Origin of the sequence: Mycobacterium novum, from assembly GCF_010726505.1 — a bacterium.
Taxonomy (GTDB): domain Bacteria; phylum Actinomycetota; class Actinomycetes; order Mycobacteriales; family Mycobacteriaceae; genus Mycobacterium; species Mycobacterium algericum.
This window is the reverse complement of sequence record NZ_AP022562.1, coordinates 1,263,740-1,276,588: the sequence shown is the minus strand read 5'-3', so window position 1 is coordinate 1,276,588 and position 12,849 is coordinate 1,263,740. Positions and strand designations below refer to the sequence as shown.

General features: G+C 66.7%; 17 protein-coding genes and 3 tRNA genes. 14 read left to right on the top strand and 6 right to left on the bottom strand.

Annotated elements, in window-relative coordinates; translation table 11 throughout:
• Positions 1-2: 2 nt before the first annotated feature.
• From G6N19_RS05890 to G6N19_RS05880, 3 genes are read left to right on the top strand one after another with little or no spacing between them, the layout of a single operon-like run.
• On the top strand, positions 3-440 hold the full coding sequence (locus G6N19_RS05890) for an SRPBCC family protein (RefSeq protein WP_013827594.1): 438 nt from the start codon (positions 3-5) through the stop codon (positions 438-440).
• A gap of 23 nt (positions 441-463) precedes the next feature.
• Entirely contained in the window at positions 464-916 is a 453-nt protein-coding gene (cynS, locus tag G6N19_RS05885) for a cyanase (RefSeq protein ID WP_443093854.1), read from the top strand.
• Between the two features lie 5 nt (positions 917-921).
• Positions 922-1,980: a patatin-like phospholipase family protein gene (locus G6N19_RS05880; RefSeq protein ID WP_193465954.1), complete on the top strand. Its 1,059-nt coding sequence runs from the start codon at positions 922-924 to the stop codon at positions 1,978-1,980.
• A 7-nt stretch (positions 1,981-1,987) separates the two neighbouring features.
• Here G6N19_RS05880 and G6N19_RS05875 read toward each other — a convergent pair whose 3' ends face one another.
• A complete protein-coding gene (locus G6N19_RS05875; protein ID WP_013827597.1) occupies positions 1,988-2,818 on the bottom strand; it encodes a hypothetical protein in 831 nt (276 codons plus the stop codon).
• An 11-nt stretch (positions 2,819-2,829) separates the two neighbouring features.
• The gene (locus G6N19_RS05870; protein ID WP_193465953.1) at positions 2,830-3,546 is read right to left on the bottom strand and encodes an MBL fold metallo-hydrolase; all 717 of its coding nucleotides are present in this window, start codon (positions 3,544-3,546) and stop codon (positions 2,830-2,832) included.
• 140 nt (positions 3,547-3,686) lie between these two features.
• On the opposite strand from G6N19_RS05870, the gene G6N19_RS05865 reads away from it, so the two are divergent.
• The 11 genes from G6N19_RS05865 to rplA all read left to right on the top strand — a co-directional run bounded on the left by G6N19_RS05865 (position 3,687) and on the right by rplA (position 8,466).
• Positions 3,687-3,759, top strand: a tRNA-Thr gene (locus G6N19_RS05865).
• 38 nt (positions 3,760-3,797) lie between these two features.
• A tRNA-Met gene (locus G6N19_RS05860) sits at positions 3,798-3,871 on the top strand.
• 43 nt (positions 3,872-3,914) lie between these two features.
• Complete coding sequence (gene rpmG / locus G6N19_RS05855) at positions 3,915-4,082, top strand: 50S ribosomal protein L33 (protein WP_013827599.1); 168 nt, start codon at positions 3,915-3,917, stop codon at positions 4,080-4,082.
• 12 nt (positions 4,083-4,094) lie between these two features.
• Positions 4,095-4,571 carry a (3R)-hydroxyacyl-ACP dehydratase subunit HadA gene (hadA, locus tag G6N19_RS05850; protein ID WP_013827600.1) on the top strand — a complete coding sequence of 159 codons (477 nt, stop codon included), beginning with the start codon at positions 4,095-4,097 and terminating at the stop codon, positions 4,569-4,571.
• Positions 4,558-4,995 carry a (3R)-hydroxyacyl-ACP dehydratase subunit HadB gene (gene hadB / locus G6N19_RS05845; RefSeq protein ID WP_013827601.1) on the top strand — a complete coding sequence of 146 codons (438 nt, stop codon included), beginning with the start codon at positions 4,558-4,560 and terminating at the stop codon, positions 4,993-4,995. The genes hadA and hadB overlap by 14 nt, the downstream gene beginning before the upstream one ends.
• An 8-nt stretch (positions 4,996-5,003) precedes the next feature.
• Complete coding sequence (gene hadC, locus G6N19_RS05840; protein WP_013827602.1) at positions 5,004-5,504, top strand: (3R)-hydroxyacyl-ACP dehydratase subunit HadC; 501 nt, start codon at positions 5,004-5,006, stop codon at positions 5,502-5,504.
• Between the two features lie 235 nt (positions 5,505-5,739).
• A tRNA-Trp gene (locus G6N19_RS05835) sits at positions 5,740-5,812 on the top strand.
• A gap of 86 nt (positions 5,813-5,898) precedes the next feature.
• Positions 5,899-6,348, top strand: coding sequence for a preprotein translocase subunit SecE (secE, locus tag G6N19_RS05830; RefSeq protein WP_013827603.1), 450 nt, complete (start codon positions 5,899-5,901; stop codon positions 6,346-6,348).
• A 25-nt stretch (positions 6,349-6,373) separates the two neighbouring features.
• Entirely contained in the window at positions 6,374-7,168 is a 795-nt protein-coding gene (gene nusG / locus G6N19_RS05825) for a transcription termination/antitermination protein NusG (protein ID WP_013827604.1), read from the top strand.
• Positions 7,169-7,195: 27 nt separating this feature from the next.
• On the top strand, positions 7,196-7,624 hold the full coding sequence (rplK, locus tag G6N19_RS05820) for a 50S ribosomal protein L11 (protein ID WP_193465952.1): 429 nt from the start codon (positions 7,196-7,198) through the stop codon (positions 7,622-7,624).
• A gap of 134 nt (positions 7,625-7,758) precedes the next feature.
• Positions 7,759-8,466, top strand: a complete 708-nt coding sequence (rplA, locus tag G6N19_RS05815) for a 50S ribosomal protein L1 (protein WP_193465951.1) — start codon at positions 7,759-7,761, stop codon at positions 8,464-8,466.
• Positions 8,467-8,535: 69 nt separating this feature from the next.
• On the opposite strand, the gene G6N19_RS05810 is transcribed toward rplA, so the two are convergent.
• The 4 genes from G6N19_RS05810 to G6N19_RS05795 all read right to left on the bottom strand — a co-directional run bounded on the left by G6N19_RS05810 (position 8,536) and on the right by G6N19_RS05795 (position 12,794).
• Positions 8,536-9,435: a cyclopropane mycolic acid synthase family methyltransferase gene (locus G6N19_RS05810; protein WP_408632485.1), complete on the bottom strand. Its 900-nt coding sequence runs from the start codon at positions 9,433-9,435 to the stop codon at positions 8,536-8,538.
• A 158-nt stretch (positions 9,436-9,593) separates the two neighbouring features.
• On the bottom strand, positions 9,594-10,457 hold the full coding sequence (locus G6N19_RS05805) for a cyclopropane mycolic acid synthase family methyltransferase (protein WP_083037196.1): 864 nt from the start codon (positions 10,455-10,457) through the stop codon (positions 9,594-9,596).
• A gap of 82 nt (positions 10,458-10,539) precedes the next feature.
• The gene (locus G6N19_RS05800; protein ID WP_013827609.1) at positions 10,540-11,445 is read right to left on the bottom strand and encodes an alpha/beta fold hydrolase; all 906 of its coding nucleotides are present in this window, start codon (positions 11,443-11,445) and stop codon (positions 10,540-10,542) included.
• A gap of 2 nt (positions 11,446-11,447) precedes the next feature.
• Positions 11,448-12,794 (bottom strand): ABC1 kinase family protein, encoded by a 1,347-nt coding sequence (locus tag G6N19_RS05795; protein ID WP_013827610.1) that lies wholly within the window; start codon positions 12,792-12,794, stop codon positions 11,448-11,450.
• Positions 12,795-12,849: the final 55 nt, after the last annotated feature.

Sequence of the window (12,849 nt, the reverse complement as noted above, 5' to 3'; positions counted from 1 at the left end):
GCATGGCCCGCGGACGCCTGGAACACACCGCCGACATCGCCGCGCCACCCGAGGCCGTCGCCGCGTTCCTGGCCGACCTCGTCAACTACGAAGCCCTGCATCCGATGCTGGTGAACGTCCGCCGGGTTCCCGGTGGCACCGACGGGGCCACCCGCTACCTGGCCCCGCACCGCATGCGCCGCTGCGGCATGCCGATCCGCTTCACCTGCCGGGTGGAGCTGCGCACCGACGGCCCCGGCGACATCGTGAGCCACACCCGGCAGCGGCCCGGCATCGAGATGTGGTCCACGGTGACGGTGCGCCCGCACGGCGCCGGCAGCCGGTTGCGCGAACACGTCGACATCACCGCGCCCCGGCTGTTGATGAACACCGTGCTGCGCGACGGCGGCGCCTCGCACGCCGCGATGTGGGAGAACCTGCGCCGCCATTTCGAAGACTGAGCGACCCGGGCATGCTGGAAGCCATGAACCGAAGCGAGATCACCGAGCAGATCGTGGCCGCCCGGCTGGCCAAGGGCCTGAGCTGGCAGGAGCTGGCCGACGCGATCAAACGTCCGGTCGTGTGGACGACGTCGGCGCTGCTGGGCCAACAGCCCATCCCCGCCGAGCTGGGCGAGATCCTGGTCGGCCTGCTGGGATTGGATCGCTCCGTGGTGCCGGTGCTCGCCGCGGTACCGATGCGCGGCGCGTCGCCCGGCGCGGTCCCTACCGACCCGACCATCTACCGGCTGCACGAGGCGGTGAGCGTCTACGGCCCGGCGATCAAGGAACTGATCCACGAGCAGTTCGGCGACGGCATCATGAGCGCGATCAATTTCAGCGTGGACATCGACAAGAAGCAGCACCCCGGCGGTGACCGGGTGGTCATCACTCTCGATGGCAAATTCCTGCCCTACGAGTGGAATTCAGCGGACTGAGTCCGATGGCCGCCCGCCGATCCGGCACGACCCAGCCGCTGACCGCCGACCTGGTGCTGTCCGGCGGGGGAGTGCGGTTCATCGGGCTGGTTGGGGCGGTGGTCGCGCTGATGGACGCCGGCTACTCGGTGCAGCGCATCTCCGGGGTGTCCGGCGGCTCGGTGGTCGGCACCATCCTGGCCGCGGCCGCGCAAGGCGATCAGCTGACCGCGGCGCAGGTCAAGGAGCTGGCGCTGTCGGTGCCGCTGGACACCTGGCGTGACACGGACCTACCGGTGCCGCTGTTGGGGGCCGCCTACGGGTTCCTGCGCGACAGCGGCCTGTACCGCGGCGACGTCGCCCACGACTGGATCCGCGGTGAGCTGGCGAACCTGGGCGTGCGCACCTGGGGTGACCTGGCCTACGACCATGACAACCTGCTGGCCGAGCGGCGCTACCGGGCGGTGGTCACGGTGACCGACGTGACCACCGGCCAGCTGGTCCGGCTGCCGTGGGACTACCGGCGGGTCTACGGACTCGATCCCGACGAGCAGTCCGTCGCCGACGCGGTCCGCGCCTCGATGTCGGTGCCGTTCTTCTACCGCCCGATGACGCTGACCAGCGCCGGCGGGCGACGCTCCACCCTGGTCGACGGCGGAGTGCTGTCGAACTTTCCGATCTACACCTTCGACCGGCTCGACGGCCGGGTACCGCTGTGGCCCACCTTCGGGGTGACGGTGGTGCCCGAGCTGTCCGGCGGCGACATCGGCGACATGGTTCCCGGCCTGCGCCCGCTGCGCATGTTCGGGCAGTCGCGGCTGCTGGAGAACCTGATCAGCACACTGCTGATCGGCCACGACCAGACCTACCTGAACCAACCGTGGGTCAGCGTGCGCGCCATCAAGGTCAACCCGACCGACGTCGGCGTGCTGGACTTCGGGATCTCCCGCGATCGGCTCGAAGAGCTCTTCAACAACGGCTACACCGCGACGCGGGAATTCCTGGCGACCTGGGACTGGCCGGCCTATCTGGAGCAGTTCCGGGTCACGCATTACCCCGGCGGCGGTCCGGCCCGCCCGCAGTGACGCAGCCTCAGTGGCGGTGCTTGCCCAGCTCGGCGCTGGCGTCACCGAGCCGCACCGTGATGTCGGTGTTGCCGGCGCTGTCCAGCTGCTCGCGGCCCCGCAGCCGGTCCTGGATCTCGCGGGCCGCCCCGTTGATCCGCTCGATCTCGGCTCGGAACACGTCCGGCCGGGTCTCCTTGGACGCGTAGTGGAAGTAGCTGAGCAGGCTGCGCAGCAACTCCAGCTTCTGCTTCTCCCGCTTGGCCAGGTCATGCGTCGTCATCAACTCGACCCGTCGCACCGGAGGCAGATCGCCCCAGTCGAGCGTCACCTTGTTCTCGTAACGGGTGCGCTTGCCCCGCCCGAACCAGCCCTTGGGCTCCTCGGGGGTGTCGTAATAGCTGACCGTCCCGGTGAACCGCGACTCGATGCCCTCACCGAGTTCGGCCCGGTCGATCGCCGAGTCCCACACCGTGCGCCACTCCTGGTTGGGCGCCAGCACCGTCAGCTCCTCGGGCAACTGCAAGGCCACCACGTCGGCGTAGCCGTCCGAGGCCGTCTCGTAGCGCGCCACCGTGGGCGGCTGGGCGAACGAGAACCCGATGTCGTAGGCGGCGGTCTTGCCGAAGTTGCGCACCACCAGCTCGATGACGTGCCAGTCCGCGGCGTGCGGCTCCATGAACATCGCCACGTGCGGGCGGGTCTGCTCGGCGGCCGCCCGCCGGTTGCGCTGCAGCTGCCGGTTCAGGTAGATCAGCGCCAGCACGGTGATCCCGATCGCCAGCCACGCGGCGCATGCCAGCCACGCCTCCGGCCCGGCGTGCGTGATGTCGTACCAGCGATCCTCTACTGATCCCATCGGCTATCCCCTCATCCGCCCATCAGCATGCGCCACCGGTCCAGGCTGCTGGCGCGAAACACGTAGTTGGATCGCTTGACTTCGGAGAGGGCGGCGCTCGGCTCGGCGGAATACCAATGGCCGGGAAACACCGTCGGGTCGCCGGGCAGGGCGGCCAGCTGCTGCAGGCTGCGATACATCTCATCGGAGTCCCCGCCCGGGAAATCGGTGCGCCCGCAGCCGTCCAGGAACAACGTGTCCCCGGCGACCAGCCGGCCGTCCAGCAGGAAGCACTGACTGCCCGGGGTGTGCCCGGGGGTGTGCAGCAGCTCGATCTCGATGTCGCCGATGCTGACCTTGTCGCCGTGCTCATGGGCGGTCAGGTCCGTCATCGCAATCCCGGTGATCCGCGAAACCCACTGTGCCTCATGGGTGTTCACATGAACCGGGACGCTGACCCGCTCCAGCAGCTCGGCCAGGCCCTTGAGTTCGAACCCCATCATCGAGCCGCCCACGTGGTCGGGGTGGTGATGGGTGACCAGTACGCCGGACAGGTGCATGCCGTCGGCTTCGAGCGCGTCGAGCAGATCACCGGCCGCATAGGCCGGGTCGACCACCACCGCGTCGCCGGTCTGCCGGTCACCGATCAGGTACGCGAAATTGCGCATCTGGGCGGCCATCGGGTCCCCGACCGCGAAATCGCGTCCGGAGAGCAACTGGCGGAAATACAGCCTGTCGGATTCGGGCACGCCCTCCACCCTAAAGCAGTCGGTTGCAAGTGCGGCGGAGCCGTGCGCAGGGGCTACCGGCCACTGCGGTTTGGTGACCTCATGGCCGAGGTTGTAACCTTCTACAGGCTTACGGCGCCGCAACGGCCGCCGTGGGCGAGGCCCCCTTAGCTCAGTCGGCAGAGCGTTTCCATGGTAAGGAAAAGGTCAACGGTTCGATTCCGTTAGGGGGCTCGGTGGACGCCGGGCCTGCTGGCAGGTGTATTACCCGCGGCGATGTAGCTCAGTTGGTTAGAGCGAACGACTCATAATCGTTAGGTCGCCGGTTCAAGTCCGGCCATCGCTACAACGACAACCAGCGCAACAACAGACGAAAGAGGGCAGCTGACGTGGCCTCCAGCACCGATGTGCGGCCGAAGATCACCTTGGCCTGTGAGGTGTGCAAGCACCGCAACTACATCACCAAGAAGAACCGCCGGAACGACCCCGACCGGCTGGAGCTGAAGAAGTTCTGCCCCAACTGCGGCAAGCACCAGTCTCACCGCGAATCCCGCTAGGTAGCGCGAACCGTGTCGTTGGCCGAGCGCCTCGCCGGGGCGCATTACCGATACCCCGACCACTATGAGGTGGAGCGGGAGAAGATCCGCGAATACGCCCGCGCCGTCAAGGCCGTGGACCCGGCCAGTTTCCACCTGCGGGCCGCGGCCGGGCTCGGGTATGACGGTCTGCTGGCTCCGCTGACCTACATCTCGGTGTTCGGCCACAAGGCGATTTCGGCGTTCTTCGAGCACGTCGGTGTCGCCGTCGATGACGCCCAGATTGTCCAGGTCGACCAGAAGCTGGAGTTTCACCAGCCGATCAAGGAAGGCGACCGGCTGTACTGCGACGTCTCGGTCGAGTCGGTTCGCCGCGCACACGGCACCGACATCATCATGACCAGGCAGGTCGTCACCAACGCTGCCGGTGAGATCGTGCAGGAGACATACACGACGCTGGCGGGCCGCGCCGGCGAGGGAGATAAGGGTTTTACCGATGGCGTTGCGTGAGTTCAGTTCGGTCAAGGTCGGCGATCAGCTGCCGGAACGGGTCATCCCGCTCACCCGGCAGGACCTGGTGAACTACGCCGGCGTGTCCGGCGACCTGAACCCGATCCACTGGGACGACGAGATCGCGCAGCAGGTCGGTCTGGACACCGCGATCGCCCACGGCATGCTGACCATGGGGCTCGGCGGCGGCTACGTCACCGCCTGGGTGGGCGACCCGGGCGCGGTCACCGAGTACAACGTCCGCTTCACCTCCGTGGTGCCGGTGCCCAACGACGGCAAGGGCGCTGAGATCACCTTCAGCGGCCGGGTGAAGTCCGTCGACCCCGAAACAAAGTCGGTGACGGTTGCGCTCACCGCCACCGCCAGCACCAACGCGGACAAGAAGATCTTCGGACGGGCGGTCGCCTCGGCGAAGCTCGCCTAGGGGAAACGATGGCGATCAAAACCGACATCCGGGGGCTGATCTGGCGCTACCCCGAGCCGTTCGTGGTGGGCCGCGAGAAGATCCGCGAGTTCGCCAACGCCGTCAAGGCCGAGGACCCCGCCTGCTACGACGAGAAGGCGGCGGCCGAACTGGGCTACGACGGGCTGCTGGCGCCGCTGACCTATGTGGCGATCCTGGCCAAGCTGGTGCAGTCGGACTTCTTCCGCAACGTCGACACCGGCTACACCACCATGCAGATGGTGCAGGTCGACCAGGGGTTCACCTTCCACCGGCCGATCAAGGCCGGCGACATCCTCTACGCCCGGATGGAGATCGCGTCGGTCAACGAGCGCTTCGGCGCCGACATCGTCACCACCCGCAACATCTTGACCGACCCCGACGGCGACGTCGTGTTGGAGGCGTTCACCACGATGATGGGCCATGAGGGCGACGATTCGGTCAGCCTCAAGTGGGACGCCGAATCCGGTCAAGTCATCCGAACAGCCTGAGTCGTAGGGCTGTCCCGGCTTCCGCTCGCCTCCGCCGTCCCTGCGGGCCGACTCCGGTGAGCGTCGCCGAACAGCCTGATTAGTAACTGGCCCGGGCGGCGAGGTACACTCGAACCTCGGGGTTTTCCCAGCACTAGCGCGCTTTCCGTGGATCCGGGGAGCGCGCGAATTGTGTGGGCCGGAGACGGTGCACTGGTGAAACCCCGGAACGCGCAGGTTGGTCTGCCAACCGCGAAGGGGCGTAGCTCAACTGGCAGAGCAGCGGTCTCCAAAACCGCAGGTTGCAGGTTCAAGTCCTGTCGCCCCTGCTGACGTGCCATGGTGGACAGTGGACACTGGACACTGCCGGGCACGGTACGGCAATACGTAAGCGAGAAGAACGAAGGAGCATGCGGTGACCGACGAGCTCGACCGTCCCGACGCCGCAGCCGGCGGCGACAGCGAGGCCGACTCCACCGGCCACGGCCGCACGGCGGTGGCGAGCATGCAGGTCGGCGCGCCGCTGCGGCCCACCGGCAAGCGCTCCCGGCGGCGTGGGGCCGCCGATGACGACGTTGCCGAGTTGGAGTCCACGGCGACGGAGCTGGGCGGGGACGACGCCGGCGTCAAGAAGGCCAAGAAGGCCAAGAAGAAGTCGGACGGGCCGTCGCGCAATCCGTTCGTTTTCGTTTTGAACTATCTCAAGCAGGTCGTCGGCGAGCTTCGCAAGGTGATCTGGCCGAACCGCAAGCAGATGGTCACCTACACCGCGGTGGTGCTGGCGTTCCTGGTCTTCATGGTGGCTCTGGTCGCCGGAGCGGACTACGGCTTCGCCAAGCTGATCCTGCTGGTGTTCGGCGAGTGAAGTAATTAGGGAAGGACTGACAACCGTGACTACCTTCGACGGCGATACGCCCGCGGGCGAGCCGGTCGACGTGGCGGAGACCACCGAGGCGCCTGCCGAGGCCCCGGCTGACGAGACCCTTGCGGCTGCTGAGGCCGCGGAGGGCGCTGAGACCGCGGAGGGCACCGAGGCGGCCGAAGCCGAGCCGGCCGAGGAGCTCGACCCCGCGGCGACGCTGAAGGCGGAGCTGCGCACCAAGCCGGGCGACTGGTACGTCATCCACTCCTACGCCGGCTACGAGAACAAGGTGAAGGCCAACCTCGAGACCCGCGTGCAGAACCTCGACGTCGGCGACTACATCTTCCAGGTGGAGGTGCCCACCGAAGAGGTCACCGAGATCAAGAACGGCCAGCGCAAGCAGGTCAACCGCAAGGTGCTGCCGGGCTACATCCTGGTGCGGATGGACCTGACCGACGACTCCTGGTCGGCGGTGCGCAACACCCCGGGTGTCACCGGATTCGTCGGCGCCACCTCGCGGCCGACCTCGCTGCCGCTGGACGACGTGGTCAAGTTCCTGCTGCCGCAGGGCGCGGCCAAGAAGCAGGGGCGCGGCGCGGCGGCGACCGCGGCGACCACGCACGATGGTGGCCTGGAGCGGCCGGTCATCGAGGTCGACTACGAGGTCGGCGAGTCGGTCACCGTCATGGACGGCCCGTTCGCGACGTTGCCCGCCTCGATTTCCGAGGTCAACGCCGAGCAGCAGAAGCTCAAGGTGCTGGTGTCCATCTTCGGTCGCGAGACACCTGTGGAACTGACCTTCAACCAGGTCTCCAAGATCTAAGTAGTAGCGAAAGGAACACCAACACTCATGGCCCCGAAGAAGAAGGTCGCCGGTCTGATCAAGCTGCAGATCGAAGCCGGCCAGGCCAATCCCGCGCCGCCGGTGGGACCCGCGCTGGGTCAGCACGGCGTCAACATCATGGAGTTCTGCAAGGCGTACAACGCCGCCACGGAGAACCAGCGCGGCAATGTCGTCCCGGTGGAGATCACGGTCTATGAAGACCGCAGCTTCACCTTCGCGCTCAAGACCCCGCCGGCCGCCCGGTTGCTGCTCAAGGCAGCCGGCATCGCCAAGGGTTCGGCCGAGCCGCACAAGACCAAGGTCGCCAAGGTGAGCTGGGATCAAATCCGCGAGATCGCCGAGACCAAGAAGGCTGACCTCAACGCCAACGACGTCGAGGCCGGAGCCAAGATCATCGCCGGCACCGCCCGCTCCATGGGCATCACCGTCGAGTGACCCCCGGTTGACTCTGCGCTGACGGTGCAAAAGTGCGAGTAAGCACCACCGTGGACGCAGAGTCAACGCAAGGAAAGCGTGGGAGGGCCAGCTTCGGCCCGCAAACCACAACCAACCACGAGATTGGATAACCGATGAGCAAGAACAGCAAGGCATACCGCGCCGCCGCCGAGAAGGTGGACCGCGACAACCTCTATTCCCCGTTGCAGGCCGCCAAGCTGGCCAAGGAGACGTCGTCGGCCAAGCAGGATGCCACCGTCGAGGTGGCCATCCGGCTCGGCGTGGACCCGCGTAAGGCCGATCAGATGGTCCGCGGCACCGTGAACCTGCCGCACGGCACCGGTAAGACCGCACGGGTCGCGGTGTTCGCGGTCGGGGAGAAGGCCGAGCAGGCCACCGCCGCCGGCGCCGACGTGGTCGGCAGCGACGACCTGATCGAGAAGATCCAGGGCGGGTTCCTCGACTTCGACGCCGCGATCGCCACCCCCGACCAGATGGCCAAGGTCGGTCGCATCGCCCGCGTGCTGGGCCCGCGTGGCCTGATGCCCAACCCCAAGACCGGCACCGTCACCCCCGACGTCGCCAAGGCCGTCTCCGACATCAAGGGCGGCAAGATCAACTTCCGGGTGGACAAGCAGGCCAACCTGCACTTCGTCATCGGCAAGGCCTCGTTCGACGAGTCCAAGCTGGCGGAGAACTACGGCGCCGCCCTCGACGAGGTGTTGCGGCTCAAGCCGTCGTCGTCGAAGGGCCGTTACCTCAAGAAGATCGTCATCTCGACGACGACCGGCCCCGGCATTCCGGTGGACCCGACCGTCACCCGTAACTTCGTGGCCGAATAGCCCCCCACGACCAGTCGCGAAAGCCCCCTTTTCCGTTCGGAATCGGGGGCTTTTGCGACTGCTCGGCGGTCAGCTCTTGACGTAGCTGACCAGGCTGACGTCCAGGGCCTCGTCGGTGAAGTAGTGCTCGCAGCCGCGCAGGTACTTCATGTAGCGCTGGTAGACCTCTTCGGATTGGATCGCGACGGCCTCGTCGTGGTGCGCCTCCAGCGCGTCACCCCAGATCCGGAGAGTCTTGATGTAGTGCGACCGCAGTGAAAGCGCCTCCGGCACAGTGAAACCGGCCTTCTCGCCGTGCTCCACCATCATGTCGGTGGTGGGCAGCCGCCCGCCCGGGAAGATCTCGGTGAGGATGAACTTGATGAACCGGGCCGTCTCGAACGTCAGCTTCTTGCCGCGCGCGTTCAGGTCATACGGATGGAAGCTGACACTGCTCTGGATGGCCATCCGGCCGTCGGCCGGCATGATCTCGAAACAGTTCTTGAAGAAGTCATCGTAGTTCTCGAAGCCGAAGTGCTCGAACGCCTCGATCGAGACGATCCGGTCCACCGGCTCGTTGAACTCCTCCCAGCCCTGCAGCAGCACCCGCCGTGTTCGCTCGGTGTCGATCTCGTCGAGCAGGCTTTGGGAGTAGGCGTGCTGGTTCTTGCTCAGCGTCAGCCCGATCACGTTGACGTCGTACTTCTCGACGGCGCGCTTCATGGTCCCGCCCCAGCCGCAGCCGATGTCGAGCAGCGTCATCCCGGGCCGCAGGTTCAGCTTGTCCAGGTTCAGGTCGACCTTGGCGATCTGCGCCTCTTCCAGCGAGATGTCCGGCGGCTCGAAGTACGCGCAGCTGTAGGTCCGGCTCGGGTCCTGGAACAGCGCGAAGAAGTCGTCGGACAGGTCGTAGTGGGCCTGGATGTTCTCGAACTTCGGACGCATCCCCTCGGCGCGTGTGGCCTTTTCCACCATCTGTTTGTCCACCATTTGTGACTGGTTGCCTTCCTGATGAAACCCGTCGTGACCGAACCCGGCGGTTGCCGTCTGGTCCGTGCCGGTCAACTGTTGCAGCTTAGCGGGTCGAGGGTGAATCGGTTGACGTGAAATATAGCCAAGCCGTAGCCCCACGGCAGGCCGGTCCCCGGCTACTTTTGCAGCGTGTACTGATGGACCGTGTTGTACCCGTCGCGGAACAGCTTTACGCAGCCGTTGAGGTACTTGTCGAAGCGGTCGTACGCCTCCTGACCTTGTACTTCGATCGCCCGCTCCTTGTTGGCCGCCAGCATCGCCGCCCAGTCTTCCAGGGTGCGCGCGTAGTGCGGCCCGATCTCGTCGTCCCGGGTCACGGTGAAGCCGGCCTCGGCGGCATACTTGCGGGGCAACCAGGCTGAGGGCAGCTGACCGCCGGGGAAGATCTCCTTCATGATGAACAAGGTGAACTTCGCCAGGTCCATCGTGAGCGGCAGGCCCCTGGCCTGCGCGTCCTCCGACCCCGCGATCGCGGTGATGGTGTGCAGCAGCATCCGCCCGTCGTCGGGCAACGCCTGGTAGGTGATCCGGAAGAAGTCCTCCCAGCGATCCCGGCCGAAGTGCTCGAACGCGCCGATCGAGACGATCCGGTCCACCTTGTCGGTGAACTCCTCCCAGCCCTGCAGTCGCACCTCGACCTGACGGTTGGTCTTGACCTTGGACAGTTTCTCGATCGCGTACTCGCGCTGCTCGCCGCTCAGGGTGAGACCGATGACGTTGACGTCGTAGGTCTCGATCGCTCGTTGCATGCAGGCCCCCCAGCCGCAGCCGATGTCGAGCAGTGTCATCCCGGGCTGCAGGCCCAGCTTGCCCAGCGCCAGGTCGAACTTGGCGATCTGGGCCTCATCGCAGGTGGTGTCCTTGTCGGGGTAGAACCCGCAGGTGTAGCCCATCGTGGGGCCGAGGAACAGCTCGTAGAACTCATTGGAGATGTCGTAGATCGACTGCAGTTCTTCGTACTTGGGTTCCAATTTCGGCATGGCTCGGTTTACTCACGATCTTCGGGGGGACAGGAAGAGGCCCCGACATCGTACCGTCTGCTGTTAGCCGGATAACAATTAGCTAGTGGCCGGCAGCAAACGTCGTGGTCAACTCGGTGATCACCGGATCCCACAGCTCCTCGGGAAGGTCATGGCCCATGCCCTCGAACAGCACCAGCCGGGCCCGGTCGATGGCATCGGCGATCGCCCGCCCGCCCGACGGCCGCATCAACTTGTCGGCCAGGCCGTGGATGACCACCGTCGGTGCCGTGATCAGTTGGTCGTAGGCGGCCAGGCTCCCGCTGGCCAGGATGGCGCCGAACTGGCGGGCGATGCCCCACGGGTAGTAGCTGCGTTCGTAGGCTTCGATGACGTTGGCCCGCAGCTGCTCCTCCGGTGTCGGGTAGCCGGGGCTGCCGATGATCCGGCTGGCCCGCACCGCGTTGTTGATGATCACCTCACGCGGCGAGTCCGGCGGCGGCCCGGACAGCAGCGCCAGCAGCGCGCGCGGCGCCGGCGGGGGCAGGAACCGGCGGTTGTTGCTGGAGAAGATCACCCCCAGCGACCGGGTCCGCTCGGCGAACCGGGCCGCGAACACCTGCGCGATCATGCCGCCCATCGAGGCGCCGACCACGTGGGCCCTGTCGATGTCCAGGTGATCCAGCAGCGCGGCGGCGTCGTCGGCCATGTCCTCCAGGGTGTAGACCGCTGAGCTGGGCTTGCCCAGCCAGAACCGCGCCATCCGGGGTACCAATGCGCCGCGGGCATGTTTGCGGCCCAACTTGGTGGACAAACCCACATCCCGGTTGTCGTAGCGGATCACCCGCAGCCCCTGGGCGACCAGCTTCTCGCAGAAGCCGGTGCGCCACAGCAGCAGCTGGGCCCCCAGCCCCATCACCAGCAGGACCGGCGGGTCGTCCGGGCTGCCCAGGTCCTCGTAGAAGATCTCCAGCTCGCCGGAGCGAGCGGTACCGCTGCGCACCTCCACGGCTACACCTCCGGTGCTTGGTTGTGTTCACGGCTGACGTCGACCATGAAGTTGGCGAAGTAGCCGGTCAGTTGCGGGTCGGACATCATCTGCCAGCGCGGCGCCAGCAGCTTCATGTAGCGCTCCACATAGAGGAACTGTTTGCCGATCAGCACCAGCTCGCGGGGCAGCTTGACGTCGTAGGCGTCGGCCAGCGCGCCGAGCTGCCGGCCGATCTCGGCGTAAGACAGATCGCCGAGGGTCTTCATCGTCAACGGGGTGGAGAACGCCTCCAGATCCTTGGCGGCCTGCGCCTCGGGTTTCATCGTGCCGACCGCGCCCATCAGCACCACGATCTTGCCGGCGGCGGCGTGGTCCTTCTTGACCAGCAGCGCATACACCAGCTCCCGCAGCAGCCACCGGGTGCGCGGGTCGATGCGGCCCATGATCCCGAAGTCCAGGAACACCACCCGCCCCTGGTCGTCGACCAGCAGGTTGCCAGCATGCAGGTCGCCGTGGAACAGGCCGTGCCGCAGCCCGCCCTCGAAGGTGGAGAACAGCAGCGCCTTGACCAACTCCACGCCGTCGAAGCCGGCCTTGCGGATGGCCGGGGCGTCGTCGATGCGCAGCCCCGCGACCCGCTCCATGGTGAGCACCCGCTCGCTGGTGAAGTCCCAGTGCACGTCGGGCACCTTGATGTTGCGGCCCAGCGGTGAGGCGTGCAGGTGCGACACCCAGGTCTGCATCGACTGCGCCTCGATGCGGAAGTCCAGCTCCTCGGCGAGGTTGTCGGAGAAGTCGGCGACGACGTCCTGCGCCGACAGTCGGCGGCCCAGCTTGGCCACCTCGACCAGTTGCGCGAACCGTTTGAGGATCTGCAGGTCGGCGGCCACCCGGCGGCGGATGCCCGGGCGCTGGATCTTGACGACGACGTCTTCGCCGCTGTGCAGCGTGGCGAAGTGGACCTGGGCGATGGACGCCGACGCGATCGGGGTCTCGTCGAACTTCGCGAACAGCTGCTGCGGTTCGGCGCCCAGCTCCTCGACGAACAGTTTGTGCACCGCTTCCGGGTCGGCCGGCGGAACCGAGTCCAGCAGGCCGCGGAACTCCCGCGACAGCGGCTCGCCGAACGCGCCGGGGCTCGAGGCGATGATCTGGCCGAACTTGACGTAGGTGGGGCCCAGGTCGGCGAATGTCTGCGGCAGCTCCCGGATCACCTTCTGCTGGACCGGGCCCGGCCCGAGCAGCCGCGTGAAGACGCGGCTGGCGGCGCGGGTGAGCTGCCAGCCCGTGGCGCCGATGCGAGCGGCCTCGACCGGCAGCGGCACCCGGTCCAGCCGGGCCACCTGGCGTGGTGGGGTCGAACTCATTGCTGCAGTCTGCCAAATCAACGCCGGAAGTGCTCTGTCAATGCCTGGCTGACCG

Bases quoted from the DNA above. Each gene is read 5' to 3' on its own strand.
- hadB (WP_013827601.1), top strand. From the start codon at position 4,558: ATGGCGTTGCGTGAGTTCAGTTCGGTCAAGGTCGGCGATCAGCTGCCG.
- G6N19_RS05805 (WP_083037196.1), bottom strand. From the start codon at position 10,457: ATGCCGAAATTGGAACCCAAGTACGAAGAACTGCAGTCGATCTACGAC.
- G6N19_RS05890 (WP_013827594.1), top strand. From the start codon at position 3: ATGGCCCGCGGACGCCTGGAACACACCGCCGACATCGCCGCGCCACCC.
- cynS (WP_443093854.1), top strand. From the start codon at position 464: ATGAACCGAAGCGAGATCACCGAGCAGATCGTGGCCGCCCGGCTGGCC.
- G6N19_RS05875 (WP_013827597.1), bottom strand. From the start codon at position 2,818: ATGGGATCAGTAGAGGATCGCTGGTACGACATCACGCACGCCGGGCCG.
- rplK (WP_193465952.1), top strand. From the start codon at position 7,196: ATGGCCCCGAAGAAGAAGGTCGCCGGTCTGATCAAGCTGCAGATCGAA.
- G6N19_RS05810 (WP_408632485.1), bottom strand. From the start codon at position 9,435: ATGGTGGACAAACAGATGGTGGAAAAGGCCACACGCGCCGAGGGGATG.
- G6N19_RS05880 (WP_193465954.1), top strand. From the start codon at position 922: ATGGCCGCCCGCCGATCCGGCACGACCCAGCCGCTGACCGCCGACCTG.
- rplA (WP_193465951.1), top strand. From the start codon at position 7,759: ATGAGCAAGAACAGCAAGGCATACCGCGCCGCCGCCGAGAAGGTGGAC.
- hadC (WP_013827602.1), top strand. From the start codon at position 5,004: ATGGCGATCAAAACCGACATCCGGGGGCTGATCTGGCGCTACCCCGAG.
- G6N19_RS05795 (WP_013827610.1), bottom strand. From the start codon at position 12,794: ATGAGTTCGACCCCACCACGCCAGGTGGCCCGGCTGGACCGGGTGCCG.